Raw genomic sequence first — 24,536 nt, 5'->3', positions numbered from 1 at the left:
GGAGCGTGGGAACGATCAGCACAGGGTTTTGTGCAGGTTTTACTTATCGCGAATCGAGAAATTCGCCATGTGTTCCAGGCCTTTGATCAGCGCCGAATGGTCCCAGTTGCTGCCACCAATGGCCGCGCAGGTGCTGAACACTTGTTGGGTATTGGCGGTGTTCGGCAGGTTGATGCCCAATTCGCGAGCGCCGGCCAGGGCCAGGTTGAGGTCCTTCTGGTGCAGGCTGATGCGGAAGCCCGGATCGAAGGTGCCCTTGATCATGCGTTCGCCGTGCACTTCAAGAATCTTCGACGACGCGAAACCGCCCATCAGCGCTTCGCGCACCTTGGCCGGATCAGCACCGTTTTTCGAGGCAAACAGCAGCGCTTCGGCCACGGCCTGGATGTTCAGCGCGACGATGATCTGGTTCGCCACTTTCGCGGTTTGACCGTCGCCATTACCGCCCACCAGCGTGATGTTCTTGCCCATGGCCTGGAACAGCGGCAGGGCGCGTTCGAACGCCTCGGCATCGCCACCGACCATGATGCTCAGGGTCGCCGCCTTGGCGCCGACTTCACCGCCGGACACCGGCGCGTCGAGGTACTGTGCGCCTTTCTCGTTGATTTTCGCAGCGAAAGCTTTAGTAGCGGTCGGCGAGATCGAACTCATGTCGACCACCACTTTGCCCTTGCTCACGCCAGCCGCAACGCCATCGGCGCGGAACAGCACGTCATCGACCTGCGGAGTATCCGGGACCATGACGATGATGAACTCGGCTTCCTGGGCTACTTCTTTCGGGTTCGCCAGGGCGATGGCGCCAGCGGCGACCAGATCGGCAGGCGCCGGGTCGTGGTGCGCCGACAGGAACAGGCTGTGACCGGCTTTCTGCAGGTTCAACGCCATTGGGTGGCCCATGATGCCGGTGCCGATAAATCCGATTTTAGCCATGAGAAAATCCTCTTGTTTTTATTGCTCTGTTCGCAAATTCGTGGGGTGACAGCGAGGACGCCTTCGCGGGCAAGACAATTCTGGCCCCCGTAGGAGCGAGGCTTGCCCGCGAAGAACGATAACGCGGTGTCAGATCAAATCGCGTTATGGGTTTTAAGCCAGCCCAGGCCCGCTTCAGTGGTGGTCAGCGGCTTGTACTCGCAGCCAACCCAACCCTGATAACCAATGCGGTCCAGGTATTCGAACAGGAAGCGGTAATTGATTTCACCGGTGCCCGGTTCGTTGCGCCCTGGGTTGTCGGCCAACTGGATGTGGTTGATCTCGTCCAAATGCGCAGCCATGGTGCGGGCCAGGTCGCCCTCCATGATTTGCATGTGATAGATGTCGTATTGCAGGAACAGGTTGGTGCTGCCGACCTGTTCGCGAATCGACAGGGCTTGCGCCGTGTTGTTCAGATAGAAGCCGGGGATGTCCCGGGTATTGATCGCTTCCATCACCAGTTTGATGCCCGCCGCTTGCAGCTTGTCGGCCGCGTATTTGAGGTTGGCGACGAAGGTCTTTTCCACGGTGGCATCGTCGATGCCTTGTGGACGAATTCCCGCCAGGCAGTTGATCTGGGTGTTGCCCAGCACTTTGGCGTAAGCGATGGCCAGATCGACACCGGCGCGGAATTCTTCGACCCGATCCGGCAAGCACGCAATTCCGCGCTCGCCCTTGGCCCAGTCACCGGCTGGCAGGTTGAACAGCACCTGGGTCAAGCCATTGGCATCGAGCTTGGCCTTGATTTCGGCGGAGCTGAAATCGTAGGGAAACAAGTATTCGACACCACTGAAGCCGGCCTTGGCGGCAGCGTCGAACCGGGCAAGAAAATCCTGCTCGGTGAACAGCATGGACAGGTTGGCTGCGAAACGCGGCATGGTGGTCTCCCGTAAATATAAATCCCTGTAGCAGCTGCCGAGGCACGAGGCTGCGTTGGGTCGCGAAGCGGCCCCCCACGGCGGTCCTGCGGACACGCAACGCAGCCTCGTACCTCGGCAGCTGCTACAGGTGTCAGGTTCTTAATCGAGCAGCGAAATCGCCGTTGGCGCATCGTTGCCGACCAGCGCCAGGTCTTCGAATTCGTTGACGGCGTTGATCTCGGTGCCCATGGAAATGTTGGTCACGCGCTCCAGAATGATTTCGACGATCACCGGCACTTTGAACTCTTCGATCAGTTCCTGAGCCTTGCGCAGGGCAGGCTGGATCTGAGCCGGTTCGAACACCCGCAGCGCCTTGCAACCCAGGCCTTCAGCGACCGCGACGTGGTCGACACCGTAGCCGTTGAGTTCCGGAGCGTTGAGGTTGTCGAAGGACAGCTGCACGCAGTAGTCCATATCGAAACCGCGCTGAGCCTGGCGGATCAGCCCCAAATACGAGTTGTTCACGACCACGTGGATGTATGGCAGCTTGAACTGCGCGCCCACCGCCAGTTCTTCGATCATGAACTGGAAGTCGTAGTCGCCCGAAAGCGCCACCACCTTGCGGGTCGGATCAGCCTTGACCACACCGAGCGCCGCCGGAATGGTCCAGCCCAAGGGACCGGCCTGACCGCAGTTGATCCAGTGACGCGGTTTGTACACGTGCAGGAACTGCGCGCCGGCAATCTGCGACAGACCGATGGTGCTGACGTAGCAGGTGTCCTTGCCAAACACCTGGTTCATTTCTTCGTAAACCCGCTGCGGCTTGACCGGCACGTTGTCGAAGTGCGTCTTGCGCTGCAGGCTGGCTTTGCGTTGCTGGCAGTCTTGCAACCAGGCGCTGCGGTTTTTCAGTTTGCCGGCGGCTTGCCATTCGCGGGCGACTTCGATGAACACGGTCAACGCGGCTGCGGCGTCGGACACGATGCCCAGGTCTGGCGTGAACACGCGGCCGATCTGGGTCGGTTCGATGTCTACATGAATGAATTTGCGGCCTTCGGTGTAAACATCGACCGAACCGGTGTGACGGTTGGCCCAGCGGTTACCGACGCCCAGTACCACATCCGACTTCAGCATCGTGGCGTTGCCGTAGCGGTGCGAGGTTTGCAGACCGACCATGCCCACCATCAGCGGGTGATCGTCCGGGATGGTGCCCCAGCCCATCAGGGTCGGGATCACTGGAATACCGGTCAGCTCGGCGAACTCCACCAGCAATTCGCTGGCGTCGGCATTGATGATGCCACCACCGGCCACCAGCAACGGGCGCTCAGCCTGGTCGAGCATGGTCAGGGCTTTTTCAACTTGAACGCGGGTCGCGCTCGGCTTGGCCAAGGGCAGTGGCTGATAGGCGTCGATGTCGAATTCGATTTCGGCCATCTGCACGTCGAACGGCAGGTCGATCAGCACTGGGCCAGGACGACCGGAGCGCATTTCATAGAAGGCTTTCTGAAACGCGTAAGGCACCTGGCCCGGTTCCATGACGGTGGTCGACCACTTGGTGACCGGCTTGACGATGCTGGTGATGTCGACAGCCTGGAAGTCTTCCTTGTGCATCCGGGCCCGCGGTGCCTGGCCGGTGATGCACAAGATCGGGATCGAGTCGGCCGAGGCGCTGTAGAGCCCGGTGACCATGTCGGTGCCGGCCGGGCCGGAGGTGCCGATGCACACGCCGATGTTGCCGGCTTTGGTGCGGGTGTAGCCCTCGGCCATGTGCGAGGCGCCTTCAACGTGGCGAGCGAGGACGTGATCGATGCCACCGACCTTCTGCAAGGCGGAGTACAGCGGGTTGATCGCGGCGCCCGGGATGCCAAAAGCGGTATCCACCCCTTCACGGCGCATCACCAGAACGGCGGCTTCGATTGCTCTCATTTTGCTCATTGTTTTGTGCCTCTTACGTTTTGTAATTGTATACAAGTGGCTTTGCGCAGAGTGTATTCACGGCGGACGGCGCAGGTCAATCCATTTTATCAAGCAGCTGTTTCATTCGTCGGAAGCCTAAAGCAGTGTGGCTTTTCGTCGCATGTGGTGCTTTTCGAAAATTATTGTATACAAAAAAATAACTCATTGTGTTCTATTTGTTGCATCGGATTGCGCAACAGAAAGCAATCCAACGGCTTTCCCAATAACAAAATGAGGACGGCACCATGAGCGCTTTAACCTTGAACGTTGCAGTTAACCTGGCCAGCCAGGCCATCACCGCAGGCCGTGCAATCTCTGCCGCGCCATTGACCGTTGCAGTACTGGATGCCGGCGGGCACCTGATAACGCTGCAACGCGAAGACGGCGCCAGCCTGCTGCGCCCGCAAATCGCCATCGGCAAAGCCTGGGGCGCGATCGCCCTGGGCAAGGGCTCACGCCTGCTGGCCCAGGACGCCCAACAACGCCCGGCGTTCTTCGCCGCGCTGAATAGCCTGGGGCAGGGCAGTGTCGTGCCGGTGCCGGGCGGCGTGTTGATTCGGGATCAAGACGGGACTGTGTTGGGAGCGGTGGGCATCAGCGGTGATTTGTCTGATGTGGATGAACAGTGTGCGATCAGGGCGATCGAGGGGGTGGGATTGAGGGCGGATGCGGGGGTGGTTGGTTGATCTTCGGCGTCTAATTTACCGCTTTCGCGAGCTTGCTCGCGAAAGCAATTTCCCAGACTCATGCAGCTAAAAGTCTGCGCCATTTCGCGCAGCCATTCGCGAACTACTGTCCTCCATACTTTCGCCCAAGGCATCCAGAAATGCAGCGGTCGGCCTGCATTTGCGCAATGCCTTGCGGATGAAAACAGCTTTTTAGCTGCCTGCTTTTTTCGTTGAAATTTCCATCCGGTAAATTCCAGATTTTTAGAATTTTGTGCGAAACATTTGGGCGTCGCCGAAGATTTTCGCAAGAATATTCACAGGTATCACTCGTATCATTCTCTCGGAACAGGCCGAGAGCTTTGCAATGAAAACAACACTGTCTTGGTGGGATATCAGCCCGCCTTTGAGCACCGCTACACCTACCTGGCCGGGTGACACACCTTTTCAGGAAGAGCGCGTTTGGACGTTCGGACCAGAGTGTCCAGTGAATGTCGGGCGTATCACCCTGTCGCCCCACACGGGTGCCCATGTCGACGCGCCGTTGCATTACAGCGCTGATGGTGCGGCCATTGGCGATGTGTCACTCGATGTCTATATGGGGCCTTGCCGTGTGCTGCATTGCCTGAATAGCGGCCGGCTGGTATACCCCGAGCAGCTTGAAGGTCGCTTGCGAGACCTGCCTGAACGGGTGCTGCTGCGCACTTGGCGACAAGCACCGTTGAGCTCCTGGGATCCGGATTTCACCGCAGTCGCCAAAGAAACCGTCAACCTGCTGGCGAGCCTCGGTGTGCGCTTGATCGGTATCGATACGCCGTCGCTGGATCCTCAGCAATCCAAAACCATGGATTCGCACAATGCCGTAGCCCGACATGGCATGGCCATCCTCGAGGGCATCGTGCTCGATGACGTCCCGGAAGGGGACTATGAATTGATTGCGCTGCCGCTGCGTTTTGCCCATCTGGACGCCAGTCCGGTCAGGGCAATTTTACGTCCACTGAATAAATCGCAACTTGAGGAGCCGACTCAATGAACCAATGCCCCTATTCACATCCAAACCAGACTGGGGAATGGCATAACGCCGAGCTGAATTTTTCCGACTCCATGAGCTACGGCGACTACCTGGATCTGGGGCGCATTCTCAGCGCACAGCACCCGTTATCTCCGGACCATAACGAGATGCTGTTCATCATCCAGCATCAGACGTCAGAGCTGTGGATGAAGCTGATGCTGCACGAGCTCAAAGCCGCCCGTGAACACATTCGACTGGGAGAGTTGCCGCCCGCTTTCAAGATGCTGGCGCGGGTCTCGCGGATTTTTGATCAGCTGGTGCATGCCTGGACGGTGCTGGCCACCATGACACCCACCGAGTACCACGCGATACGGCCCTTTCTGGGGCAGTCTTCGGGCTTTCAGTCGTTCCAGTACCGCGAGATCGAATTCATTCTGGGCAACAAAAGCGCGACCCTGTTGCGCCCCCATGCGCATCGGCCGGAACTGTTGCAGGCGCTTGAAAAGGCGATCGCCACACCGTCGCTGTATGACGAGGCGATTCGCTTGATGGTCAGCACAGGCTTGACCATCGACCCACAGCGTTTCGAGCGTGATCCGACCAGTCCGACGGCGCATGACGCGTCGGTCGAAGCAGCCTGGCGCGAGGTCTATACCGACCCTTCGCGTTATTGGGATCTCTATCAGCTGGCGGAGAAACTCATCGATCTTGAGGATTCTTTCCGTCAATGGCGCTTCCGGCATGTGACCACGGTTGAGCGGATCATCGGCTTTCAACCAGGGACCGGCGGCACAGAAGGTGTCGGTTATCTGCGCAAGATGCTCGATACCGTGCTGTTCCCGGAGTTGTGGCGAGTGCGCTCAACGCTCTAATTACCGAGAGTAATGTCTGAACGCTTAGACCGAGCGGCAATTGAATAAATTGACGCATTCAAACCATGCCTGACCATAACAATTAGAAGGTAACCAGATGGCGGATGAAATCTTGCGACAAGGCGAGCTCAAGCGAGGGCTGAAAAATCGTCATATTCAGCTGATCGCCTTGGGCGGAGCGATAGGTACCGGGTTGTTTCTAGGCTCTGCCGGAGTACTAAAATCGGCCGGGCCGTCGATGATCCTCGGCTATGCGATTGCCGGCTTCATCGCCTTTCTGATCATGCGCCAGCTGGGCGAGATGATTGTCGAGGAACCGGTGGCTGGCTCCTTCAGTCATTTTGCCCACAAGTACTGGGGCGGCTATGCCGGCTTTCTGTCCGGCTGGAACTATTGGGTGCTGTATGTGCTGGTGGGCATGGCTGAGTTGACGGCTGTCGGCAAGTACGTGCAGTTCTGGTGGCCGGAAGTCCCCTCCTGGGTCAGTGCGGCGGTGTTCTTCGTCCTGGTCAATTTGATCAATATGATGAACGTCAAAGTCTTCGGCGAGATGGAGTTCTGGTTCGCAATCATCAAGGTCGTAGCGATCATTGGCATGATCGCCCTGGGGTGCTACATGTTGTTCAGCGGAACGGGCGGCCCGCAGGCCTCGGTCAGCAATCTGTGGAGTCACGGCGGCTTCTTTCCCAACGGCACCACTGGCTTGCTGATGTCCATGGCGTTCATCATGTTCTCCTTTGGCGGTCTTGAGCTGGTTGGCATCACCGCCGCTGAAGCCAGCGAGCCGGGTAAGGTGATTCCCAAGGCGATCAACCAGGTGGTTTATCGCGTGCTGATTTTTTACGTAGGCGCACTCACCGTGTTGCTGTCACTGTATCCGTGGGATCAACTGCTACAGACACTGGGCGCTTCGGGCGATGCCTATAGCGGCAGCCCGTTCGTGCAGATCTTCTCCTTGATCGGCAGCGACACCGCAGCGCACATCCTCAATTTCGTGGTGCTCACTGCGGCGCTTTCTGTCTATAACAGTGGCGTCTACTGCAACAGCCGCATGCTTTATGGCCTGGCCGAACAGGGCGACGCGCCCAAGGCGCTGATGAAACTGAACAAACAGGGCGTGCCTCTACTGGCGCTGGGCGTATCTGCGTTGATCACCATGCTTTCCGTGCTGGTTAACTACCTCGCCCCGCATGAAGCGCTTGAGTTGCTCTTTGCACTGGTGGTCGCATCGCTGATGATCAACTGGGCGATGATCAGCCTGACGCACCTGAAATTTCGCAAAATCATGGGCCAGCGAGGCATCGTGCCGGGTTTCAAGGCGTTTTGGTTCCCCTACAGCAATTACCTGTGCCTGGCCTTCATGGCCATGATCGTCTGCGTCATGCTGATGATTCCAGGGATACGCGCTTCAGTCTTCGCCATACCGGTGTGGGTGTTGATCATCTTCGGTTTTTACCGGATGCGTATGGCCAAGGATCGGGCCTTGTCGGTTGTTCAATAGCCTTCTCCCGATAAAAGCCCCGACACTCAATGAGTGACGGGGCTTTTAAACGGATACAGCCGTGTTGTGGCGTGGGACTTGCTATTTTCAAGCCTGATACGCGCCATCAGAACGCGCTGAAAAATATTGCCGTGGGTGCGCCGTAATGAGTAGCAACGCTGATCCGCAGTTTCGAGACATTCGTATCGATCACTATGACCTCGAGGGTGCAAGGAACTGGATGTCCGGTATCTGCGGGCCGCACCGCCTCCAGACTTCGACGCCAGAGCGGGTCCGCTTTCATCACAGCGCCAATGTGTTCAAGTCGATGGCCACGACTCTGGGCACGCTCTCATACGGCACCGATGTCACCATCGATATCGAAGACGCCGAGCATTTCAGCAGTTACAGCCTGAGTTTGCCTTTGGTGGGCGAACAGGAGCTGAGCAAGAACGGCAGCGTGGTGAAATCCAACCGCGATCAAGGGGTGATCATTTCCCCGAACGAGAACCAGATGCTGGCGATCTCCGGCGACTGTCGCAAAGTCCAGGTGGTGATCACCCGCGCCGCCATGAGAGTGTCGCTGGAAAGCATGCTGCAGCGACCGCTGGATATGCCGCTGCGTTTCGAACCGGTGATGGATGCGGTAGACGGCGCGTCGGCCTCGTGGTGGCGCATGGCGCGCTATTTCATCGCGGAGCTGGAACACAGCAATGAATTGTACAAACAGGTGGCCTTCACTCGGGACATCGAAAGCTCATTGATCAAAGGCTTGATCCTCGCCCAGCCGAACAACTACTCCGAAGAATTGCGCAACGTGCTCGGCGTGAAACTGCCGCACTACCTGATCAGAGCCAAACAATACATTCACGACAATGCTCGCGAAGCCTTGCACTTGGAGGATATCGAGGTCGCAGCCGGGGTCTCGCGTTTCAAGCTGTTGGAGGCGTTCAAGAAGTACTTCGCCCTGTCGCCGATGGTTTACCTGAAAAAGTACCGGTTGAACGCTGTGCGCCAGGAAATCCTCGAACACGACTCGGTGCGCAATATTTCCGCGATCGCCATGGGCTGGGGCTTTACACATCTGGGACGTTTTTCTGCCGAATACCGTAAGTTATTCGACGAGTCCCCCAGCATGACCTTGCAGCGTAACGAAGCCCGGCGCATGCGCGGGGTCTGAATATCCCGGCATCCAGGATTGAATCAGACCTGCGACAGCCTGATGAAGCGCTATTTGTGGCGAGGGAGCAAGCGCCCTCGCCACAATTCATCACCTGGCCGATATCCATTAATTGGCGCTCACTTACGCACCACCAAATCAAGCAACGTCTCCCGCTCCTTGATTTTCTGCAACACGATTTCCGAGCGGATATCCGTCACCCCCGCTGTTCGGTTCAGTTGGTTGACGATGAAGTCGGAGAAGTGTTTGACGTTACGCGCCTGGACCCGCAGCACATAGTTGCTCGCCCCGGTAATCACGTAGGCGGTGACCACTTCCGGCCACAACTGGACCTTCTTGATGAAGGTCTCGTGCCAGTCCTCCACGTCCTGTCGCAATGACACATGGACGATGGCTTCCAGTTCGACTCCCAGCTTCTCTGCGTTCAGCATCGCGCGATAGCCAGTGATGATTCCTTCACTTTCCAGCAGGCGTAAACGGCGCAAACAGGCCGACGGTGACAGTGCGACCTTCTCTGCCATTTCGTGATTGCTGATACGGCCGTCCCGTTGCAAAAGGTGCAAGATCCGCAGGTCTGTCGAGTCGAGAGTCATGGCTAGAATAAATCCGCGATATTTGGAGAGAGATTCGAATTTTCTTCGAAGTAAATACTAGATGGCCGCCTACTTTGCACGAAAATTCTCTAAAGCTTCGTTCATTATCTCTTCACCGTGAAGGCCTAAATAACGCCTGACACACGACACTCACACCCGACTATCGCGATCTGCCCGGACGGCACTTCTTTCAAAAAAGCAGGACACCCAATGACTACAAGAAACGATTGTCTGGCGCTTGATGCGCAGGATGCTCTGGCCCCTCTGCGTCAGCAGTTTGCGCTCCCTGAAGGCGTGATCTATCTCGACGGCAACTCCCTGGGCGCGCGCCCGGTCGCAGCGCTGGCGCGTGCTCAAGCGGTGATCGCCGAGGAATGGGGCAATGGCCTGATCCGCAGTTGGAACATCGCTGGCTGGCGCGACCTGCCTGAACGTCTGGGCAATCGACTGGCAGGGCTGATTGGCGCCGGTGACGGCGAAGTGGTGGTGACCGACACCACCTCGATCAACCTGTTCAAGGTGCTCAGCGCCGCCCTGCGCGTGCAGGCCACGCGAGCGCCGACGCGGCGGGTGATCGTCACCGAGACCAGCAACTTCCCGACAGACCTGTACATCGCCGAAGGTCTGGCGGACATGCTGCAGCAGGGCTACACCCTGCGTCTGGTCGACAGCCCGCAAGAGCTGCCGCAAGTGATTGACCAGGACACCGCGGTGGTCATGCTCACCCACGTCAACTACAAGACCGGCTACATGCACGACATGCAGGCCCTGACCGCGCTGACCCATGAATGTGGCGCGCTGGCCATCTGGGACCTGGCGCATTCCGCCGGGGCGGTGCCGGTCGACCTGCATCAGGCGCGCGCCGACTACGCCATCGGTTGCACCTACAAATACCTCAATGGCGGTCCGGGCTCGCAAGCTTTCGTCTGGGTTTCCCCTGAGCTGTGCGATCTGGTGGCGCAACCGCTGTCCGGCTGGTTCGGTCATTCGCGGCAGTTCGCCATGGAGTCGCATTACCAGCCGCGCAGCGGAATCGCCCGCTATTTGTGCGGCACCCAACCCATCACTTCATTGGCGATGGTCGAGTGTGGTCTGGATGTCTTCGCCCAGACCGACATGGCCAGCCTGCGCAGCAAGTCCCTGGCGCTGACGGACCTGTTCATCCAGTTGGTCGAGCAGCGCTGCGCCGCTCACGAACTGACATTGGTCACTCCACGCGAACACGCCAAACGTGGCAGCCATGTCAGCTTCGAACATCCCCAGGGGTATGCGGTGATCCAGGCCTTGATAGCCCGTGGCGTGATCGGCGATTACCGCGAGCCGCGGATCATGCGGTTCGGCTTCACCCCGCTGTACACCAGCTTCACCGAGGTCTGGGATGCGGTGCAGATCCTCGGCGAGATTCTCGATCAGAAAACCTGGGCGCAAGAGCAATTCCAGATCCGCCACAGCGTCACCTGATACCCCTCGACGCCTTTGTCTTGCTGCCGCGAATTTCCCGGCAGCAGGGCTTCGGTCACCTCCGATAAGCACTTCTGTGAAAACACAATAATAAGGAACACGCAGAATGAAACAGTCCCTTTGGCCCGCCTTGCCGCTCGCCGTTACCAGCTGTCTCGGCCAAGTGGCCTATGCCGCACCCGACAATGGATTCGTTGGAGACAGCAGCCTGACCCTGACCAATCGCAATTTCTATTTCTACCGCAACAATCTCAACAATCCGGGTGGTCAGAACTATCGGGAGGAGTGGGCCCACGGGATCATGCTTGATTACCGTTCCGGCTATACCCAGGGCACTGTGGGCTTGGGAGTCGACGCCTACGCGCAGTTGGGGCTCAAGCTCGATAGCGGCAGGGGCCGTACCGGCACCGGATTATTGCCGGTCGATTCCGATGGGCGCGCCGAGGATGAGTATTCCGAAGCGGGTGGTGCACTCAAGGCGCGGATCTCGAAGACCGAACTCAAATACGGCAACTTGACACCGCTCAACCCGGTGTTCGGCACCGGCTCGGCGCGCCTGTTCACGACCTACGCCAATGGTTTCCAGCTGACCAGCAGCGAGTTGAAAGGACTGCAACTCGATGTCGGGCACTTCACCTCGGGCAATGACAGTGCTTCGACCAACGACGATGGCGCCCTCAAGGCGCTGTATGCCGGGATGGAAACCCGTAGCGTCGATTATCTGGGCGGCAGTTATGCCCTGAGCGATCAATTGAGCGTCAGCCTGTACGGTTCGCAGTTCGCTGATATCTGGCGGCAGTACTACGCCAACGCCAACTACAGCTATGCCCTGAGCGAAAGCCAGTCACTGAACCTGGATTTCAACCTCTATCGCACCAACGACTCTGGCCAGAGCCTGGCCGGCAAGATCGACAACACCACCTGGTCGCTGGCCGCCGCTTATAAGGTGGGTGCGCACCGCTTGACCCTGGCTTACCAACGGGTCGATGGCGATGAACCGTTCGATTATCTCGGCTTCGATCAGCAGCCGGGCACCTCGATATTCCTTGCTAACTCGGTACAGATCCTCGATTTCAACGCGCCCAATGAACGCTCCTGGCAGCTGCGTTATGACCTGGACATGGCGCCTTTCGGCGTGCCGGGCCTGAGCTTCATGTCGCGCTATGTGAGCGGTGACCATATTGACGACAGCCACTACGACGGCGGCCCCAATGGTGCCTATGGACGTTACGGCAGTGACGGCAAGCGCTGGGAGCGCGACCTTGAAGCGCGCTACGTGGTGCAGGAGGGCAAGGCCAAGGACCTGTCGATACGTGTGCGTCAGGCCAGTGTGCGCTCCACCGGCCAGGTCGCCCGAGCGGACACCACCGACAACAATGAAGTCCGGGTGATCGTCGAGTATCCGCTGAATATTTTCTAATCCGGTAACCCCCAAAAGATTTGCTCTCTTCAAGAAAGACAATATTCAGAGGACAGAAAAATGACCGATAACGCCGGTTTTGAAAACATCTCCAAGCGTGAGCAGGGCCTCAGGCGCCAGCTCACCTCGGGTCAAATGAGCATGATCGCTATTGGCGGTGCGATTGGCACCGGGCTGTTCATGGGCAGTGCCTACGCCATTGGTTATGCAGGGCCGAGCGTGCTGCTCAGCTACGCCATTGGCGCGATCATCACCCTGCTGTTGATGGGCTGTCTGGCGGAAATGACGGTGGCCCATTCGACCTCCGGCTCGTTCGGCGCCTATGCCGAATTCTATGTCAGCCCATTGGCCGGGTTCCTGGTGCGCTATGCCTATTGGGCGGCGATTGTGCTGGCAGTGGGCACGGAAGTGACGGCGGTGGCGATGTACATGAAGTACTGGTTCGCCAACGTGCCTGAATGGATCTGGATTGTTTCGTTCTCGAGCATGTTGATCGTGCTCAACGCCATCAGCGTGAAAACCTTCGGCACCTTCGAGTACTGGTTCTCGACCATCAAGATCGGTGCGATTGTCGGCTTCATCATCCTCGCGGTGTATGTGGTGTTCGGTTCCGGCAACGCGGATTACGGCGTGCACAATTACACCGCCCACGGCGGCTTTTTTCCCAATGGTCTGCAAGGGATGTGGATTGCGGTGATCGTCTCTATCTTCAGTTATCTGAGCGTGGAAATGATCGCAGTGGCTGCCGGCGAGGCGCAGGACCCGGAGCGGGCGGTGAAGAAGGCCTTTCGCGCGACCATCGTGCGGCTGGTGGTGTTCTACCTGCTGACCCTGGCCCTGATGTTGGCGATTGTACCGTGGGTCCAGGCCGGTCAAGCGCAGAGCCCGTTCGTCACCGTCATGCAGACCATCGGTATTCCCGGCGCAACTGGCGTGATGAACTTCGTGATCCTGATTGCGGCGTTGTCGGCGATGAACAGTCAGCTCTACATCACCACCCGAATGATGTTCAGCCTGTCCCGCGGCGGTTATGCACCCAAGTCCATGGGGTTGTTGAGTAAGACCGGGATCCCGCTGAATGCCTTGTTGCTGTCGAGCTCGGGCATTGCCCTGGCAACGTTGCTCAATGTGCTGTACCCGGAAAGCTCCTTCACCTTGATGATGGCGATCTCGATGTTCGGCGCGATCTTCACCTGGTTCATGATCTTCCTGACCCACTACTGCTTCCGTCGCTACCACGAGCGCAACGGCGGACGGAAACTGTCTTTCCGCATGCGCCTGTTCCCGTACACCACGCTATTGGGGCTGCTGCTGATGGGCGCGGTGATGATCACCACCTACTTCACCGATGCCTTCAAAATGACCTTGGTATTCGGTGTGCCTTTCCTGCTGATCCTCACGGTTGTCTACTGGATCTTCTTCAGAAAACCCAGGGCAGCCGTGGCGTTGAATCCGCTGCCGAAGGTTTAGAGGGCGCAAACATGCAATCCCGACCGGCAGTTTTCATAGACTGCCGAGTCGGCATTGATCCTGGGCCGCTATCAGTCCAACTCACACCCCTTAAGCACCAACCGGATAATCGTCTGCGCCGCCGCTTCATAGTCGGCCTCATCCAGTTTGGCCTTGCCGGTAACCGCAGTGATCTGCCAGTCAAAGTCGGCGTAGGTCTGGGTCGCGGCCCAGATGCTGAACATCAGGTGGTTGGGGTCGATGGGGGCGATCTGGCCGCGGTCGATCCAGGTCTGGATGCAGTCGATGTTGTGCCGGGCCTGGCCGTTGAGCTGCTCGACCAGGTCGGGGCTCAGGTGCGGGGCGCCGTGCATGATTTCGCTGGCGAACACTTTGGAGGCGAAGGGCAGGTCACGGGAGATGCGGATTTTCGAGCGAATGTAGCCGCTCAGCACTTCGCTGGGCACGCCATCGGCGTTGAATGGCGTCGAGGCCTGCAGGATGGGCTCGATGATGCTTTCCAGAACCTCGCGGTAGAGATTTTCCTTGGATTTGAAGTAATAGTAGACGTTAGGCTTGGGGAGCCCGGCCTTGGCCGCGATATCACTGGTTTTGGTCGCAGCGAAGCCCTTGTCGGCAAATTCTTCACTGGCGGCACGCAGGATCAGTTCTTTGTTGCGCTCGCGGATGGTGCTCATAAACCAAGGAGTTCCTTGCCTGTTCTGGCGGTTGCGCATGGTAGCACCGGCCTCGCGCGGCGCTCAAGAATGCCCCGTCTGGCCTCGGGTCGCGCTATGCTGCGCACCATTCATTCAAGAAGGAAACCTGATTCATGGCGGGAAGCAGTTTGCTGGTGCTGATCGACGACATCGCCACCGTACTGGACGATGTGGCGTTGATGACCAAAATGGCCGCGAAGAAGACCGCCGGCGTGCTTGGCGACGATCTGGCGCTCAACGCCCAGCAGGTTTCCGGCGTGCGTGCCGAACGGGAAATCCCGGTGGTGTGGGCGGTGGCCAAGGGTTCGTTCCTCAACAAACTGATCCTGGTGCCCTCGGCCTTGGCCATCAGTGCGTTCATTCCGTGGCTGGTCACGCCGTTGTTGATGGTCGGTGGCGCTTACCTGTGCTTTGAAGGCTTCGAGAAACTCGCCCACAAATTCCTCCACAGCAAAGCTGAAGATCAGGCCGAACACGCAGAACTGGTCGAGGCTGTGGCCAACCCGGCGGTCGATCTGGTGGCGTTCGAAAAGGACAAGATCAAGGGCGCGATCCGTACCGACTTCATTCTCTCGGCAGAAATCATTGCCATCACCCTGGGCACCGTGGCTGACGCTTCGCTGACCCAGCAAGTGATCGTGCTCTCGGGCATCGCCATCGTCATGACCATCGGCGTCTACGGCCTGGTGGCCGGCATCGTCAAACTCGACGACCTCGGTCAGTGGCTGGCCCTCAAGCCCGGGCAAATGGCCAAAAGCATCGGCGGCGGAATTCTGCGTGCGGCACCGTACATGATGAAAAGCCTGTCGGTGATCGGCACCGCGGCGATGTTTTTGGTCGGCGGCGGGATTCTGACCCATGGCGTGCCGGTGGTTCATCACTGGATCGAGAGTGTCAGCGCGGGGGCTGGCAGTGGCGGGTTTATCGTGCCGACGTTGCTCAATGCCGTGGCCGGGATTGTGGCGGGTGCGGCGGTGTTGGTTGGGGTTATGCTCGTGAGCAAAATCTGGAAAACGCTGAAAAGATAAGAAACTCTCTGCGCCCACATCCCTATCAGACTGTTCCTACAGGAGTTTCTTGGGCGCTCTCGTAAAATCCGCTCCGCTATTTGGCCGGTAATAGTCCAAATAGATTTCTGGTCGCTAAAGGATTTTGGGATGAAGTGGTATTTGTACGCATTGAAAAAGTATGCAACGTTCAAGGGGCGTGCCAGCAGAAAAGAGTTCTGGATGTTTTTTCTTGTGGAAACTTGTTTCCAAGTTCTATTTTTCGCAGTAGGTTTCGCCACCGAATTGAACAAAGAACCCTATTTTTTACTGATACTTCCAATCTATGGAGTTCTGACCGCTTGCCCTCGGTTAGCGCTGATTTGGCGCAGGTATCACGACATGAACAAAAGCGGGGTTAATTTCTTCTGGGTGGCTGTACCCCTTGTTGGACCGTTCGTTCTTCTTATCATGTTGGCGGCTAGCGGCACCAAAGGAGAAAATGACTACGGCCCGGATCCATTGGAGTCGCAGGTTGTTCATGCTTGATCGTTTTTTAACGTGTAGCTGATGAGCGACAAAGAAAAAAAGGCCATTCGACCCAAATCGAATGGCCTTTTTTGTTGCCGTTGGAATTACTCGGCGACCTGCAGCTTGCGCGATTCGGTGTATACGTAACGCACTTTTTCATACTCGAACGGTGTGTTCAGCTGGCCGTAGCGGAAGCTGTTCTGATAGCGCCTGTCGATGGTGCGCAGTGCCAGGACTTCCGGATGGTTGGAGCTGACTTCGGCTACGTTCAGGAAGTTGATCGCCGACTCGCCGGTGTAATCCACCACCAGGCCTGCAGTGTCGCGCAGGTTCGACGGACCGAGGATCGGCAGCACGAAATAGGCGCCACCCGGTACGCCGTAGAAGCCCAATGTCTGACCGAAGTCTTCGCTCTGGCGCGGCAGCCCCATGGCGGTAGCCGGATCCCACAGGCCGGCAACCCCGATGGTGGTGTTGAGCAACAGGCGCGCGGTGGTTTCCATCGAACGCTGCCCTTTGAATTGCAGCAGGCTGTTCATCAGGTTTGGCACATCACCAACGTTATTGAAGAAGTTGCTGACGCCGGTGCGCAGGAAGCTTGGGGTGATGTAGCGATAGCCGTTGACCACGGGCAGGAACACCCATTGATCGAAACGGTAGTTGAAGTGGTAAACGCGGCGGTTCCACTCTTCCAGCGGGTCGTAAACGTTCAATGCATTGAGCGTCGAACGTTCGAATTCCCGTTGATCCAGCCCCGGGTTGAATTTGAGTTTGCTCAGCGGTTGCTTGAAGCCGTCACTATCGACCACCACAGGTGCATTGGCTTTGCTGTTGTCGGCGTTGGCGACGCCTGCACAGAGTAACGCTGCGATCAGCAGAAGGTATTTAGCCACGGAAAAACTCCAGCATGGCATCGCTGTTGACGCGATAGTTGAGGTTGCCGCAATGGCCGCCCAATGGATAAACAGTCAAACGGTCGCCGAAGGTGCGACGCAGAAACCCCAGGTCGCCAGGGCCGAGAATCACGTCGTCGGCATTGTGCATGACGGAGATTTTCGGGCTGTCGTGCAGATAATCCTTGAGTGCATACAGACTGACTTGATCAATCAGTTGCAGCAGGCTGCCGCCATCGGTGCGGGCACGCCACATCGGGATGACCTGTTCGGTGAGGTAGCAATCGAAGTCGCATTGCAGTGCGCGTTTTAGGAACGGCGTAAGCGTGGTGCCTTCGGTGATCGGGTATTTCGGTGGCGTGATCAGGCCACGACGGTTGATCAGGTCCGAGGTGAAGGCGATGTCGGCCGCCGAGAAACGGAACGAAGTGCCAATCAGCATGGCCATCTGCTCGTTGCTCAAGTGCTGCTTGGACTGCTGGAAGTCATAGAGCAGGGCATCGTTGAGGTCGATGTAACCCTTCTGTTGGAAGTAGCGGGTCAGTTTGTCCAGCACCAGTTCATAGAAGGTGGTGGTGTTGTTGATGCCTTTCACCTCTGTCTGTACCAGCTTGTCCAGGTTAGTGACCGAGGTGTAAAGGTTGACCGGTGGGTTGAGCAGCAAGACTTTCTTGAAATTGAAACTGCGGCGGGTTTCATCCAGGTGCGCCACAAAAGCCGCATCCAGGGCACCGAGGCTGTAGCCGCTCAGGTAATACTCGGTGATCGGCAGTTTCGGGTTTTGCGCCCGCACGGCCTGCATCACCCGATACATGTCTTCGGCATCTTCCTTGGTCACGCCGGGGGTGGCGAAGCGCGAGGCGGCGGTCATGAAATCGAAGCTGGTGGGCGACGACAACTGGACCACGTGATAGCCGGCCTTGTAATAGAGCTTTTTCAAGTACTCATTGAGAGTGCTGTCATAGCGCGCACCTGTGCCGGAGATCAGGAAAATCAGTGGTGCGGGTTGATCCTGCGTGGCGATGCGGTAGGTGAGTTTCTTTACCGGCCAGAAGTTGTCCGGCAGGCTGAACTCACGCTCGGGGCGCAACGTGACGCTGCGATCCTCCTGATTGATGTCGTCGTCTAGCGGCAGTTCCGGGCGTAACTCCGGCGGTGTCGTGGCGATGGTTGCCTCGAACGGGTTGGTCAGGGGGTAGCCGTAACTGGCGGCATCAATGTCGGCCGCCAGGGCGGACGCACTTAAAATCAAGCCGCCAAACAAGGCGGCGCAGCGCAAGGAACGGAGCATGACTAGATCCCTTAGAGGAAGGTGCCGGATGAAGTTCGCAGGCTATGACCATCGGATGTGCGTCAAAGTGCCATGCGTCGGCACCAAACAGGCCTGATTTCGGAGCAATGGTAGCTGGACGATACACTTTGCAGCCATCCGATGAACAGTTATCTGTTGATGTCATTGATGACGGTTGATGTCACTTGCTTACTGCGGGCAGGGGATTAAGCTGGCCGCCGATTTCATTGATTGGAGTGCTTCATGTCCCGCCGTTTGCCTGTGATGCTGTTGCTCGTTCTTCTGCCATTGTGGCTGGTTGCCAGTTATGGCGCGCGTTATGGCTTCATGGAGGATGCGCAATGGGTCGGCATCTGCGCTGATGAAGCCAGTCGCTGGGAATGCGTGGTGCGCTCAAACCTCGGGCTGATGATTCATTTCAAGGTACTGGGCTGGACAGCGCTCGGCGCGGCGCTGATCGGCTTCATCCTGCCGGGACGGGCAGGGTGGTGGCTGGCGGTACTGGCGCTGGTGTTCGGGTTGCCGGCGCTGGCGTTGTACAACACTACCTTGGCGGTGTTTGCGGTGGTGATTGCGGCTTTGCGTCTGGTCCGGGCATCTCGTAGCGCCTGATCGGCAGCCTTCGCGGGCAAGCCTTGCTCCTACAGTTTAGAGTCGTTCGCAACTATCACGGTCGACATCAATCTGTAGGAGCGAGGCTTGCCCGCGAAGAGACCCGCAAGCACGCTGAAGATCAGCCCTTGCGAACCCGCAAGCTGCGCCACAACGCCGCCACCATCAACACACTCACCAGCGCCCAACCCCAGGCCTGCTGGTTGTGCACACCTTCTTGATACAGTTGCGGCGCAATGCCGGCGCCGATGATGAAGGTCAGCAGGGCAATTTCCCGACGCGGCACACTGACCGGACGGCACAGGTACACCAGCGCCGGCAGGATGAACGCGACACTCGGGAAGCTGCGATAACGCGGGTCGAACACCAGTTCCAGCATCATCACCGCCGCGGCAAAACCTGCCGTTGCCAGCCACCAGCCGGCGCGACGCTCCAGTGCATTGAAGGCCCGTCCACGCCAGCCGGTCCGGGCGCTCAAGGTCAGCGCGGCATGGGCCAGCACCAACAGATTCAACCCCGTCAGCAAAGCGACCCATAGCCATTCACTGGCGAACCGTGTGGTCACGCGCGCCAGATCTCCCCAGGCACCCATCGAACAGGCGGCCAGTGCGCCGAGCAGCGGCAACACCAGCGCCGCGCGGGTGCTGCGAACGCGACCGCCGAGGATCAGCGTACCGATGAAGATCAAGCCACCCACCGCCAGCCAATGCGGCCAGTACGGTACGTTCGAGACCGGTCCGGCAAGTACGCCTTTATCCTGGCGATTGGCGTCGAACAATCCCCAATAACCCCCGACTGCTCCTTCGCTGGCGCGTTTCCAGGGCTGGTCGAATGCCTCGATCAGGTTGTAATGCCAGCCTTGCTGTTCGGCCATGCTCACAAAGCTGCGAATGAACCTGGCTTCGTTGACCCGGCTCGGCAAAGCGGTTTCGCGCTGACGGCCTTCGCTCGGCCAACCGGTTTCGCCAATCATTACGTCTTTGGGGGCGAATTTGTTGCCGAACACCTGACGCACTTCGGCCACATGCTGCAGCGCGGCGTCGATGTTCGACGGATCATCTTCCCAGTACGGCAGTAAATGGATGGTCAGGAAGTCCACCGCCGGAGCGATTTCGGGATGCTGGAGCCAGAACTCCCAGACGTCGGCGTAGGTCACCGGTTGTTTGACCTGGCTTTTGACCTTGTTAATCAGCGTCGCCAACTGTGCCCCGGTGACTTCCTTGCGCAGCAGGGTTTCGTTACCTACGATCACTGAGGTCACTACATCGGGGTTGGCATTGGCCGAGGCGATCAGCAGGTCAACCTCTTTTGCGGTGTCCACCGGGTTGCTGTTGACCCAGGCGCCGATCATCAGCTTCAAGCCGTGCTTGCGTGCAAGGTCAGGCAGGGCTTCCAGGCCGGTCATGGAATAGGTGCGGATGCATTCGAAACGGGTTGCCAGCAAGGCGAGATCGGCGTCCATGCGCTCGGGGCGCAGTTTGAACGGCACATCGAACGGCGATTGGTCTTTGTCGAACGGGGTGTAGGAGGCGCATTGCAGCTTGTGCGTCGCGCTGGCCACGTCCGGCAGAGTCACCGGTTTGCCAAGTCCATACCAGAAGCCACCGAGGGCAAAAAGCCCCAGCAGGCAAGCAAATAAATAAGCAAAAAAAGGAAAGCGGGATGTCGCGGGCATGGTCAGGCCGTCTGGGAACAAAGCCGCGCATGTTACCTGCATTTGTTCCGCGCTTGGTGGCCCGCATAATTTTGACATGCAAAGTTCAGGCGGGCTGGCGGACGGATTTGCGCCGGTTGCAGTTAATGGCCTTCTGATGTCGTTTCTCGATGCCTTGAGGTCGCTGGCAGAGCAGGTCGCAGTGGGCGGGGGGTTGATTATCGACGCGTCAGTGCTCTCATATAAAATCGCGCTGATGGTCGGACGGTTTGCGGTGAGGCGTGATGGGGCGCTGTGCACCATAACAATACGTTGAGCGGCTCGGCATCCGTCGAGCGCAGCACTTTCGGGGAAGTAACGATGAAGATGCGACGACTCTTGGGCGCAGGTGCCGCTTTGGTGCTGGCGATCAGTTCTACGATGGCCAGTGCTGAAGGCAAGGCAGTGACGATCGGTTATGTAGACGGCTGGTCGGACAGCGTCGCCACGACCAACGTGGCCGCGGAAGTGATCAGACAGAAACTCGGTTATGACGTGAAGCTGCAAGCGGTTGCCACCGGGATCATGTGGCAAGGTGTAGCCACTGGCAAACTCGACGCCATGCTGTCGGCGTGGCTGCCCGTGACTCACGGTGAATACTGGACCAAGAACAAGGATCAGGTCGTCGATTACGGCCCGAACTTCAAGGATGCAAAAATCGGCCTGATCGTGCCGGAGTACGTCAAGGCCAAGTCTATTGCCGATCTGAAAACCGACGACAGCTTCAAAAATCGTATCGTCGGTATCGATGCCGGTTCAGGCGTAATGCTCAAAACCGATCAGGCCATCAAGGACTACGGTCTGGACAACTACACCCTCAAGGCCAGTTCTGGCGCCGGCATGATTGCCGAGTTGACCCGTGCCGAGAAGAAAAACGAATCCATTGCCGTCACCGGTTGGGTGCCACACTGGATGTTCGCCAAGTGGAAACTGCGTTTCCTGGAAGATCCGAAAGGCGTTTACGGTGCGGCTGAAACCGTCAATAACATCGGTAGCAAGGGCCTGGAAGCCAAGGCACCTGAAGTCGCGAAGTTCCTGAAGAACTTCCAGTGGTCTTCGAAAGACGAAATCGGCGAAGTCATGCTGGCGATTCAGGAGGGTGCCAAGCCTGAAGCCGCAGCGAAGGATTGGGTAGCCAAACACCCGGATCGCGTTGCCGACTGGGTCAAATAATTTGATCTGAAACGTCTAGTCAGCACCTCCCAAGGCCCCTTGGCATTTTTGCCAAGGGGCCTTTTGCTTTTTCATGTGTTTGATACATGCGGGAGAAATGAAGACTCGGTCATGTCGTTCTAATACTAAGGTCGTCTGGAACCTGTCCGGCAGCCGCATAAAGTGGATCACGTTCCAACTTAATCTGTGCTGCGAGGATAAAAACAATGAACGACAGCATTTACCTCTCGATTCAAAACAGCTCGCGTTTCAAAGAGCTGGTCAGCAAGAGAGAACGATTCGCCTGGATTCTTTCAGCGATCATGCTTGGGCTGTACTCCGGATTCATTCTTTTGATTGCTTACGGACCGCATATCCTGGGCGCAAAAATCAGCCCCGAGTCCTCAATTACCTGGGGCATTCCAATCGGGGTCGGGCTGATCGTTTCGGCCTTTATCCTGACAGGCATCTACGTGCGACGTGCCAACGGCGAATTCGACGACTTGAACAATGCAATTCTCAAGGAGGCTCAGCAATGATCCGGCGTCTAATGGCTCTATTGAGCATCGCAGCCTTTGCACCTGGCGCCTGGGCGGCTGAAGCCCTGACGGGTGCGGTACAGAAACAACCCCTCAACGTTTCCGCGATCCTGATGTTCGTGGCATTCGTGGGTGCAACCCTGTGCATCACTTATTGGGCATCCAAGCGTAACAACTCGGCGGCCGACTACTATGCGGCGGGCGGCAAGATCACCGGTTTCCAGAACGGCTTGGCGATCGCCGGTGACTACATGTCCGCGGCGTCCTTCCTGGGTATTTCCGCGCTGGTGTTCACCTCCGGCTACGACGGCCTGATCTACTCGATCGGCTTCCTGGTGGGCTGGCCGATCATTCTGTTTCTGATCGCCGAGCGCCTGCGTAACCTGGGCAAGTACACCTTTGCCGACGTGGCGTCCTACCGCCTGGGGCAAACACAGATCCGCTCGCTGTCGGCCTGTGGTTCGCTGGTGGTGGTGGCGTTCTACCTGATTGCGCAAATGGTGGGTGCCGGCAAGCTGATTCAGCTGCTGTTTGGCCTGGACTACCACGTTGCGGTGATCCTGGTGGGGATCCTGATGTGCGCCTACGTGCTGTTCGGCGGCATGCTGGCGACCACCTGGGTACAGATCATCAAGGCGGTGCTGTTGCTGTCCGGTGCCTCGTTCATGGCGCTGATGGTAATGAAGCACGTCAACTTCGACTTCAATGCGCTGTTCTCCGAGGCGATCAAGGTTCACCCTAAAGGTGAGGCGATCATGAGCCCGGGCGGCTTGGTGAAGGATCCGATCTCGGCGTTCTCCCTCGGCCTGGCGCTGATGTTCGGTACCGCTGGCCTGCCGCACATCCTGATGCGCTTCTTCACCGTGAGCGATGCTAAAGAAGCGCGTAAAAGCGTGCTGTATGCAACTGGCTTCATTGGCTACTTCTACATCCTGACCTTCATCATCGGTTTCGGCGCGATCCTGCTGGTCAGCACCAACCCGGCCTTTAAAGATGCGGCTGGCGCGCTGATGGGCGGCAACAACATGGCGGCGGTGCACTTGGCCAACGCGGTGGGTGGCAGTGTGTTCCTGGGCTTCATCTCGGCGGTGGCGTTCGCAACCATCCTGGCGGTGGTGGCGGGTCTGACCCTGGCGGGTGCTTCGGCGGTGTCCCATGACCTGTACGCCAGTGTGATAAAGAAGGGCAAGGCCAATGAGAAGGACGAGATCCGCGTCTCGAAAATCACCACCATCGCTCTGGCGGTGCTGGCGATCGGCCTGGGCATTCTGTTCGAGAAGCAGAACATCGCGTTCATGGTGGGCCTGGCGTTCTCCATCGCGGCGAGCTGCAACTTCCCGGTGCTGCTGCTTTCCATGTACTGGAAGAAGCTGACGACGCGTGGTGCGATGGTCGGCGGCTGGCTGGGGCTGGTCAGTGCCGTTGGCTTGATGGTGTTGGGGCCAACCATCTGGGTGCAGATCCTGGGTCACGAGAAGGCGATCTTCCCGTATGAATACCCGGCGCTGTTTTCGATGATCATTGCCTTTGTCGGTATCTGGTTCTTCTCGATCACCGATAAGTCGGCCGAGGGTGTGAACGAACGCGCGCTGTTCTTCCCGCAGTTTGTCCGTTCGCAGACCGGGTTGGGGGCGAGCGGGGCGGTTTCGCACTAAGGCTTTGAGTTTCTATATATAAGCTGAGCCACACAAAATGCCCCGGTCGAGAGATTGGGGCATTTTTTATTGGGGGGTATCGGGTTCTGATCGTGTACATATCCGTTTCTGCGGTAGCGCCGGCCGGCGGTTATCGCCCGCCCTTGTAGGAGCGAGGCTGAACTGGTCAACTAATTTTGGACACCAGTTACGGTTTTATGCTGCCAGTTTCTCCATAGCTACCGGCGACCGGTAGTCGTTGTAGCTATGGAGCTTGACGTTGTTGTAACGCATCACATAACGCTGCACATCCACCCGCGCCTCATGTTCCGAGCGGTAGCCATCTTCTGGCACCCACTCTGACTTGAGGCTTCCAAAGAAACGCTCCATCGGAGCGTTGTCCCAGCACTCACCTTTGCGACTCATGCTCTGCAGGAGGCCATGTTTGCGCATTTCTTTCCTGAATTTATGACTGGTGTATTGGCAGCCCTGGTCAGAGTGAAACAGCACCTCTTTTGGCCGGCCTCGTAGGTCGACCGCCATCCGCAACGCTTCGCAGGTCAGCGTGG

At 57.9% G+C, this 24,536-nt stretch carries 23 protein-coding genes; 14 read left to right on the top strand and 9 right to left on the bottom strand.

Going from position 1 to position 24,536, the window contains the following annotated elements; all coding sequences use genetic code 11:
- Positions 1-39: 39 nt before the first annotated feature.
- The 3 genes from FHW68_RS08595 to gcl form a co-directional block, all read right to left on the bottom strand.
- Positions 40-930, bottom strand: coding sequence for a 2-hydroxy-3-oxopropionate reductase (locus FHW68_RS08595; protein WP_183679988.1), 891 nt, complete (start codon positions 928-930; stop codon positions 40-42).
- A 134-nt stretch (positions 931-1,064) separates the two neighbouring features.
- Positions 1,065-1,847 carry a hydroxypyruvate isomerase gene (gene hyi, locus FHW68_RS08590; RefSeq protein WP_183679986.1) on the bottom strand — a complete coding sequence of 261 codons (783 nt, stop codon included), beginning with the start codon at positions 1,845-1,847 and terminating at the stop codon, positions 1,065-1,067.
- A gap of 141 nt (positions 1,848-1,988) precedes the next feature.
- Entirely contained in the window at positions 1,989-3,764 is a 1,776-nt protein-coding gene (gene gcl / locus FHW68_RS08585; protein ID WP_183679984.1) for a glyoxylate carboligase, read from the bottom strand.
- A 266-nt stretch (positions 3,765-4,030) separates the two neighbouring features.
- Between gcl and FHW68_RS08580 the strand changes: the two genes are divergently transcribed.
- The 5 genes from FHW68_RS08580 (at position 4,031) to FHW68_RS08560 (ending at position 8,994) form a co-directional block, all read left to right on the top strand.
- Positions 4,031-4,471, top strand: a complete 441-nt coding sequence (locus FHW68_RS08580) for a heme-binding protein (protein ID WP_183679982.1) — start codon at positions 4,031-4,033, stop codon at positions 4,469-4,471.
- Between the two features lie 346 nt (positions 4,472-4,817).
- Complete coding sequence (gene kynB, locus FHW68_RS08575; RefSeq protein WP_183679980.1) at positions 4,818-5,483, top strand: arylformamidase; 666 nt, start codon at positions 4,818-4,820, stop codon at positions 5,481-5,483.
- Complete coding sequence (gene kynA, locus FHW68_RS08570) at positions 5,480-6,334, top strand: tryptophan 2,3-dioxygenase (protein ID WP_095634510.1); 855 nt, start codon at positions 5,480-5,482, stop codon at positions 6,332-6,334. Before kynB ends, kynA begins: the two co-directional genes overlap by 4 nt.
- Before the next feature lie 97 nt (positions 6,335-6,431).
- The gene (locus FHW68_RS08565) at positions 6,432-7,835 is read left to right on the top strand and encodes an amino acid permease (RefSeq protein WP_095634511.1); all 1,404 of its coding nucleotides are present in this window, start codon (positions 6,432-6,434) and stop codon (positions 7,833-7,835) included.
- A gap of 145 nt (positions 7,836-7,980) precedes the next feature.
- Positions 7,981-8,994, top strand: a complete 1,014-nt coding sequence (locus tag FHW68_RS08560) for a helix-turn-helix domain-containing protein (protein WP_095634512.1) — start codon at positions 7,981-7,983, stop codon at positions 8,992-8,994.
- A 119-nt stretch (positions 8,995-9,113) separates the two neighbouring features.
- Here the strand turns inward: FHW68_RS08560 and FHW68_RS08555 are convergent, their stop codons facing one another.
- Positions 9,114-9,587, bottom strand: coding sequence for an Lrp/AsnC family transcriptional regulator (locus FHW68_RS08555; RefSeq protein WP_095634513.1), 474 nt, complete (start codon positions 9,585-9,587; stop codon positions 9,114-9,116).
- A 210-nt stretch (positions 9,588-9,797) separates the two neighbouring features.
- Between FHW68_RS08555 and kynU the strand changes: the two genes are divergently transcribed.
- The 3 genes from kynU to FHW68_RS08540 all read left to right on the top strand — a co-directional run bounded on the left by kynU (position 9,798) and on the right by FHW68_RS08540 (position 13,938).
- Entirely contained in the window at positions 9,798-11,048 is a 1,251-nt protein-coding gene (gene kynU, locus FHW68_RS08550) for a kynureninase (RefSeq protein WP_095634514.1), read from the top strand.
- A 106-nt stretch (positions 11,049-11,154) separates the two neighbouring features.
- A complete protein-coding gene (locus tag FHW68_RS08545; RefSeq protein ID WP_183679978.1) occupies positions 11,155-12,468 on the top strand; it encodes an OprD family porin in 1,314 nt (437 codons plus the stop codon).
- A 60-nt stretch (positions 12,469-12,528) separates the two neighbouring features.
- Positions 12,529-13,938: an amino acid permease gene (locus tag FHW68_RS08540; protein ID WP_183679976.1), complete on the top strand. Its 1,410-nt coding sequence runs from the start codon at positions 12,529-12,531 to the stop codon at positions 13,936-13,938.
- 71 nt (positions 13,939-14,009) lie between these two features.
- On the opposite strand, the gene FHW68_RS08535 is transcribed toward FHW68_RS08540, so the two are convergent.
- Positions 14,010-14,615: a TetR/AcrR family transcriptional regulator gene (locus FHW68_RS08535; RefSeq protein ID WP_183679974.1), complete on the bottom strand. Its 606-nt coding sequence runs from the start codon at positions 14,613-14,615 to the stop codon at positions 14,010-14,012.
- Positions 14,616-14,749: 134 nt separating this feature from the next.
- On the opposite strand from FHW68_RS08535, the gene FHW68_RS08530 reads away from it, so the two are divergent.
- Entirely contained in the window at positions 14,750-15,664 is a 915-nt protein-coding gene (locus tag FHW68_RS08530) for a DUF808 domain-containing protein (protein WP_095634518.1), read from the top strand.
- Positions 15,665-15,793: 129 nt separating this feature from the next.
- Positions 15,794-16,171, top strand: a complete 378-nt coding sequence (locus tag FHW68_RS08525) for a DUF805 domain-containing protein (protein WP_168185138.1) — start codon at positions 15,794-15,796, stop codon at positions 16,169-16,171.
- 86 nt (positions 16,172-16,257) lie between these two features.
- Here the strand turns inward: FHW68_RS08525 and FHW68_RS08520 are convergent, their stop codons facing one another.
- The gene (locus FHW68_RS08520) at positions 16,258-17,046 is read right to left on the bottom strand and encodes a VacJ family lipoprotein (protein WP_095634520.1); all 789 of its coding nucleotides are present in this window, start codon (positions 17,044-17,046) and stop codon (positions 16,258-16,260) included.
- A complete protein-coding gene (locus FHW68_RS08515; RefSeq protein WP_183679972.1) occupies positions 17,039-18,337 on the bottom strand; it encodes a serine/threonine protein kinase in 1,299 nt (432 codons plus the stop codon). The genes FHW68_RS08520 and FHW68_RS08515 overlap by 8 nt, the downstream gene beginning before the upstream one ends.
- Positions 18,338-18,580: 243 nt before the next feature.
- Between FHW68_RS08515 and FHW68_RS08510 the strand changes: the two genes are divergently transcribed.
- A complete protein-coding gene (locus FHW68_RS08510) occupies positions 18,581-18,949 on the top strand; it encodes a hypothetical protein (protein ID WP_183679970.1) in 369 nt (122 codons plus the stop codon).
- 121 nt (positions 18,950-19,070) lie between these two features.
- On the opposite strand, the gene FHW68_RS08505 is transcribed toward FHW68_RS08510, so the two are convergent.
- Positions 19,071-20,666 carry a beta (1-6) glucans synthase gene (locus FHW68_RS08505; protein WP_183679968.1) on the bottom strand — a complete coding sequence of 532 codons (1,596 nt, stop codon included), beginning with the start codon at positions 20,664-20,666 and terminating at the stop codon, positions 19,071-19,073.
- Positions 20,667-20,963: 297 nt separating this feature from the next.
- On the opposite strand from FHW68_RS08505, the gene FHW68_RS08500 reads away from it, so the two are divergent.
- The 3 genes from FHW68_RS08500 (at position 20,964) to FHW68_RS08490 (ending at position 23,988) form a co-directional block, all read left to right on the top strand.
- Positions 20,964-21,815 (top strand): glycine betaine ABC transporter substrate-binding protein, encoded by an 852-nt coding sequence (locus FHW68_RS08500; protein WP_095634524.1) that lies wholly within the window; start codon positions 20,964-20,966, stop codon positions 21,813-21,815.
- 206 nt (positions 21,816-22,021) lie between these two features.
- Positions 22,022-22,333 (top strand): DUF485 domain-containing protein, encoded by a 312-nt coding sequence (locus FHW68_RS08495; protein ID WP_007894282.1) that lies wholly within the window; start codon positions 22,022-22,024, stop codon positions 22,331-22,333.
- A complete protein-coding gene (locus tag FHW68_RS08490) occupies positions 22,330-23,988 on the top strand; it encodes a cation acetate symporter (protein ID WP_095634525.1) in 1,659 nt (552 codons plus the stop codon). Before FHW68_RS08495 ends, FHW68_RS08490 begins: the two co-directional genes overlap by 4 nt.
- 195 nt (positions 23,989-24,183) lie before the next feature.
- Here the strand turns inward: FHW68_RS08490 and FHW68_RS08485 are convergent.
- Positions 24,184-24,536, bottom strand: a 353-nt coding sequence (locus FHW68_RS08485) for an integrase core domain-containing protein (protein ID WP_183679966.1), incomplete at its 5' end; no start/stop codon positions are given.

The organism is Pseudomonas sp. Tn43 (assembly GCF_014192635.1).
Taxonomy (GTDB): Bacteria; Pseudomonadota; Gammaproteobacteria; order Pseudomonadales; family Pseudomonadaceae; genus Aquipseudomonas.
This window is presented reverse-complemented; position numbering and strand designations above follow the sequence as displayed.

Bases quoted from the DNA above. Each gene is read 5' to 3' on its own strand.
- FHW68_RS08595 (WP_183679988.1), bottom strand. From the start codon at position 930: ATGGCTAAAATCGGATTTATCGGCACCGGCATCATGGGCCACCCAATG.
- hyi (WP_183679986.1), bottom strand. From the start codon at position 1,847: ATGCCGCGTTTCGCAGCCAACCTGTCCATGCTGTTCACCGAGCAGGAT.
- gcl (WP_183679984.1), bottom strand. From the start codon at position 3,764: ATGAGCAAAATGAGAGCAATCGAAGCCGCCGTTCTGGTGATGCGCCGT.
- FHW68_RS08580 (WP_183679982.1), top strand. From the start codon at position 4,031: ATGAGCGCTTTAACCTTGAACGTTGCAGTTAACCTGGCCAGCCAGGCC.
- kynB (WP_183679980.1), top strand. From the start codon at position 4,818: ATGAAAACAACACTGTCTTGGTGGGATATCAGCCCGCCTTTGAGCACC.
- kynA (WP_095634510.1), top strand. From the start codon at position 5,480: ATGAACCAATGCCCCTATTCACATCCAAACCAGACTGGGGAATGGCAT.
- FHW68_RS08565 (WP_095634511.1), top strand. From the start codon at position 6,432: ATGGCGGATGAAATCTTGCGACAAGGCGAGCTCAAGCGAGGGCTGAAA.
- FHW68_RS08560 (WP_095634512.1), top strand. From the start codon at position 7,981: ATGAGTAGCAACGCTGATCCGCAGTTTCGAGACATTCGTATCGATCAC.
- FHW68_RS08555 (WP_095634513.1), bottom strand. From the start codon at position 9,587: ATGACTCTCGACTCGACAGACCTGCGGATCTTGCACCTTTTGCAACGG.
- kynU (WP_095634514.1), top strand. From the start codon at position 9,798: ATGACTACAAGAAACGATTGTCTGGCGCTTGATGCGCAGGATGCTCTG.
- FHW68_RS08545 (WP_183679978.1), top strand. From the start codon at position 11,155: ATGAAACAGTCCCTTTGGCCCGCCTTGCCGCTCGCCGTTACCAGCTGT.
- FHW68_RS08540 (WP_183679976.1), top strand. From the start codon at position 12,529: ATGACCGATAACGCCGGTTTTGAAAACATCTCCAAGCGTGAGCAGGGC.
- FHW68_RS08535 (WP_183679974.1), bottom strand. From the start codon at position 14,615: ATGAGCACCATCCGCGAGCGCAACAAAGAACTGATCCTGCGTGCCGCC.
- FHW68_RS08530 (WP_095634518.1), top strand. From the start codon at position 14,750: ATGGCGGGAAGCAGTTTGCTGGTGCTGATCGACGACATCGCCACCGTA.
- FHW68_RS08525 (WP_168185138.1), top strand. From the start codon at position 15,794: ATGAAGTGGTATTTGTACGCATTGAAAAAGTATGCAACGTTCAAGGGG.
- FHW68_RS08515 (WP_183679972.1), bottom strand. From the start codon at position 18,337: ATGCTCCGTTCCTTGCGCTGCGCCGCCTTGTTTGGCGGCTTGATTTTA.
- FHW68_RS08510 (WP_183679970.1), top strand. From the start codon at position 18,581: ATGTCCCGCCGTTTGCCTGTGATGCTGTTGCTCGTTCTTCTGCCATTG.
- FHW68_RS08505 (WP_183679968.1), bottom strand. From the start codon at position 20,666: ATGCAGGTAACATGCGCGGCTTTGTTCCCAGACGGCCTGACCATGCCC.
- FHW68_RS08500 (WP_095634524.1), top strand. From the start codon at position 20,964: ATGAAGATGCGACGACTCTTGGGCGCAGGTGCCGCTTTGGTGCTGGCG.
- FHW68_RS08495 (WP_007894282.1), top strand. From the start codon at position 22,022: ATGAACGACAGCATTTACCTCTCGATTCAAAACAGCTCGCGTTTCAAA.
- FHW68_RS08490 (WP_095634525.1), top strand. From the start codon at position 22,330: ATGATCCGGCGTCTAATGGCTCTATTGAGCATCGCAGCCTTTGCACCT.